Raw genomic sequence first — 3,904 nt, 5'->3', positions numbered from 1 at the left:
TGAATCAGCTCGTGAAAAACTTGAGAGGGCTTATGGTGCCCTCAACTAGTCAGAACTTGTGTGATGAAGTACTAGGAAGATAAAAATGATTTCAACCAATAAACGATGGCAAGAAAGTATCGCGCAAGCGATGGATGAAACGCAAAATACTCAACGAAATAAAAATCGATCTTTTATTGTTTTACCGAGCTGGCTTCCTTATGCAACATATATTGCTTTTGGGTTTTTGTTAGCAAAAGCACTAGTTATCGGTCATGAAACTCATCCTGTAAATTATGACAGAGATTATCAAACGGGCAGCTCAGTTGCATTATTAATGATTGCAGAAGATGTTGAACATTACCGCACAACTTACGGAGAACTGCCAGATGATTTACCAAGCCCTATTGCATCTGTTATGGATGTAACTTATGAAAAAATTACCAACGAACATTTTCGCCTAACCATTCCACATGGTAATTCAACAATTACGTTTGATGCCAAAGACGACAAAATATATATGGAATGAGTATGGCTGTTAAACATGAAGTACACAGAAGTAATGCCACTTTTAATTGGCTAAAACGATTTTGCATTGAAAAATCAACTAACAGCAATATTAATATTGAAGAAATGTATAACGGTGAATCTGCGATTTCAGCATGGAAAAGTGCAGAGGCAATTTTGCAAGTCGACAGCAAAATATTAACTGAAATGATTGCAAAGAGTTACCAGTTAGAGGTTGCAAAACCTCCTACCAATGTGCCGGAAGAATTGCTTCATTATGTTTCTCTTAAAGTAGCCAGAGAGTATGGCATTTTTCCTGTGGGCTTTACTGATGGCTTATTAACAGTTGCTTCACCCCACCCATTTGATACTGATATGGAAGCAATGGTTGAATTTTTAACGACCCTGCATGTTAAGTCAGTATTGGCATCACCCGAGCTCATAGCAAAATGGACAGAAATGTTTTATCAGGAGCAAATGCTATCTGAAAATGACATTATTATAAAAACAACCCAACTTAACACACGAACCAAACGAAATGAGCCCGACTCTTCAAACTCAGCCATCGTTAAAATTGTATCTGAAATGCTGTTAGAGGCATTTATATTTAAAGCCAGTGATATCCATATAGAACCCTTTAATAATGGCGGCATCGTTCGTTACAGAGTAGATGGCATGTTAAGGGTCATATCAGAATTACCTGCACAAGTTTTTATCCCAATAATACAAAGAATAAAAGCATTAGCTGGCCTTAATTTAGCAAAAAAAATGGTCCCACAAGATGGTAGTGTGAGTTTAGAGCTTAAAGGTCAGGATGTTGATCTACGGGTATCGACATTACCTGTTAAAGGGGGAGAAAAAGTAGTCATCCGCCTGCTAATCAAATCTGTTGTAAACAAGTTAGATGATATTGGTTTACAACAGCAAGAGCTCGACACATTTAAAAACTTACTGCAAAGTAGCGAAGGTATCTTTGTGATAACAGGCCCTACCGGGTCAGGAAAAACAAGTACGCTTTATGCTGCCTTAAAAGAATTAAACTCACCCGAAAAGTGCCTTGTTACAGTTGAAGACCCTATAGAATATGAAATTGAAGGTATTGCCCAAGTTAATATTAATCCTCAACAGAACCTTACCTTCTCCAGCGCCCTCAGAAGTATTTTAAGACAAGACCCTGATGTAATATTGATGGGTGAAGTTCGCGATGAAGAAACCGCAGAAATGACCTTTCGCGCTGCAATCACCGGGCATTTTGTGATGACCACCTTACATACTAGTGATGCAATTACGACTATTTCAAGATTAATAGGCTTAGGTGTGTCACGTCCTATTATTGCCGACTCTTTAAAAGGTGTTGCAGCACAGCGCTTAATTAGAAAACTATGCCCTAGTTGTAATCTAAGTGGCCCATTGGCCACAGATACCCATGGCAAACGCTTTAAAAGTATCTTTTCTGATATAAATATTATGTCGCCATCAGGTTGCGATGAGTGCGATCACACTGGTTACAAAGGACGCATTCCTCTGTTCGAAATAATCACTATAGACTATCAACTAGCCGATGCAATTAGGGCTGGAGAGAGTACCAGTAAGTTAAGAGAGGTTGCAGCTCAAAGCGGTGCGAGGTCTTTATATAAAGTGGCCTTAGAAGCATTATCAAAAGGCCTCACTTCAGCAGAAGAAATAAACAGAGTATTAGGACAGTCTTTTTGGAAAGAGTGTGAAAGAATTAACAGCTTGGATAATTAGACTAGCTAAAATACGCCTTTAAACCATTTGAGAATAATTAAAGTAAGAGTGGTAGAAAAAGAAATGGCGGTGACGGAGAGATTCGAACTCTCGATACGTTGCCGTATACACACTTTCCAGGCGTGCTCCTTCAGCCACTCGGACACGTCACCTAAGGCGCTTAGTGTTTAGCGCGGCGTTATAGTATGAAAACAACCCTACAGACGCAAGGGCTTTTTAAAATAGTGTAGTTAAGTGATTAGTAATCAAACAAAAAAGGCAAGGTAAACACCTTGCCTTTTGTATATAGACGGTTAGTTGTTAACGCTGAAGCGTTGCAGAGAACTCTAACATACGGTTAAGCGACTTTAATGCGCCTTCGCGTAAGTCCATATCAACAAACACTTCTTTACCTTCTGGGTCTGTCAGTGCTTCTTCAATCGCTTTTAAGCCATTCATTGCCATCCACGGGCAATGTGCACAGCTTTTACAGGTTGCGCCTTCACCTGCTGTTGGTGCTTCAAAGAATTCTTTCTCTGGGCATAACTGCTGCATTTTGTAAAAAATGCCACGGTCAGTCGCGACGATGAACTTTTTGTTGTCCATGGTTTGCGCTGCTTTGATAAGTTGGCTTGTTGAACCAACTGCATCTGCTAAGGCTACAATCTCCGCAGGTGACTCTGGGTGAACCAATACAGCCGCATCTGGGTGTAAGGCTTTCATATCCTTAAGTGCTTTGGTTTTAAACTCGTCATGAACGATACAGGCGCCATTCCACATGATCATGTCAGCACCTGTGTTCTTTTGAATATAAGAACCTAAGTGTTTGTCAGGACCCCAAATGATTTTTTCGCCTTGCTCATCTAAGTGCTCTACGATCTCTAGGGCACATGAAGAAGTCACTATCCAATCAGCACGCGCCTTAACTGCAGTTGATGTATTTGCATACACTACTACTTTGCGATCTGGATGCTGATCACAAAACGCAGAGAACTCTTCGATTGGGCAACCTACGTCTAATGAACAGGTTGCAGCAAGTGTTGGCATAACAACTGTTTTATTTGGCGTAAGGATTTTTGCTGTTTCGCCCATGAAGCGAACACCCGCAACCACAATTACATCTGCGTCGTGCTTAGCGCCAAAACGCGCCATTTCTAGCGAGTCAGCAACACAACCACCTGTTTCTTCAGCAAGCGCTTGAATTTCAGGATCAGTGTAATAATGGGCAACAAGAACGGCGTTCTTATCTTTCAATAATTGTTTGATACGTGCCTTGTACTCGGCTTGCTCGTCTTTAGATAACGGAGCTGGCTTTGGAGGGAAGATATAATCTTCAGGCATAATTTGTTCAGCTAGGCTCATTTCTCGACCACTTAGTCCACAGTGCATTCATGGCGCGAATTATACGAGAATCTTAAGCTAAAGAACAGTATTGCTGTGCGCTGTTAAGATAAATAAAGGATAACTTAGATAGAAAAGGTAAGTAAGAGATGGTGGGTCATGATGGACTTGAACCATCGACCAATGGATTAAAAGTCCACTGCTCTACCAACTGAGCTAATGACCCGCTCTGGTATTAAGTGCGTAAATCCGCCGATATGACCATTCAAAGAATGGTGGGTCATGATGGACTTGAACCATCGACCAATGGATTAAAAGTCCACTGCTCTACCAACTGAGCTAATGACCC

3 protein-coding genes and 3 tRNA genes are annotated in these 3,904 nt (G+C 40.8%); 2 read left to right on the top strand and 4 right to left on the bottom strand.

What is annotated here, in order from left to right; all coding sequences use genetic code 11:
* Positions 1 to 85: 85 nt before the first annotated feature.
* On the top strand, positions 86 to 508 hold the full coding sequence (locus tag ACSFVZ_RS20365; protein WP_253038357.1) for a hypothetical protein: 423 nt from the start codon (positions 86 to 88) through the stop codon (positions 506 to 508).
* A 2-nt stretch (positions 509 to 510) separates the two neighbouring features.
* Positions 511 to 2,235 (top strand): GspE/PulE family protein, encoded by a 1,725-nt coding sequence (locus ACSFVZ_RS20360; RefSeq protein ID WP_435559506.1) that lies wholly within the window; start codon positions 511 to 513, stop codon positions 2,233 to 2,235.
* 64 nt (positions 2,236 to 2,299) lie between these two features.
* Here the strand turns inward: ACSFVZ_RS20360 and ACSFVZ_RS20355 are convergent.
* The 4 genes from ACSFVZ_RS20355 to ACSFVZ_RS20340 all read right to left on the bottom strand — a co-directional run bounded on the left by ACSFVZ_RS20355 (position 2,300) and on the right by ACSFVZ_RS20340 (position 3,904).
* Positions 2,300 to 2,387, bottom strand: a tRNA-Ser gene (locus ACSFVZ_RS20355).
* Between the two features lie 148 nt (positions 2,388 to 2,535).
* Positions 2,536 to 3,576: a quinolinate synthase NadA gene (nadA, locus tag ACSFVZ_RS20350; protein WP_135925056.1), complete on the bottom strand. Its 1,041-nt coding sequence runs from the start codon at positions 3,574 to 3,576 to the stop codon at positions 2,536 to 2,538.
* Positions 3,577 to 3,705: 129 nt separating this feature from the next.
* Positions 3,706 to 3,781 (bottom strand) — tRNA-Lys (locus ACSFVZ_RS20345).
* Between the two features lie 47 nt (positions 3,782 to 3,828).
* Positions 3,829 to 3,904: transfer RNA gene (locus tag ACSFVZ_RS20340), tRNA-Lys, on the bottom strand.

Source organism: Pseudoalteromonas nanhaiensis (genome assembly GCF_051235485.1).
Classification (GTDB): Bacteria; Pseudomonadota; Gammaproteobacteria; order Enterobacterales; family Alteromonadaceae; genus Pseudoalteromonas; species Pseudoalteromonas lipolytica_C.
Note: the sequence above shows the minus strand (reverse complement) of the source record. Positions and strands in the feature narration are given on the sequence as shown.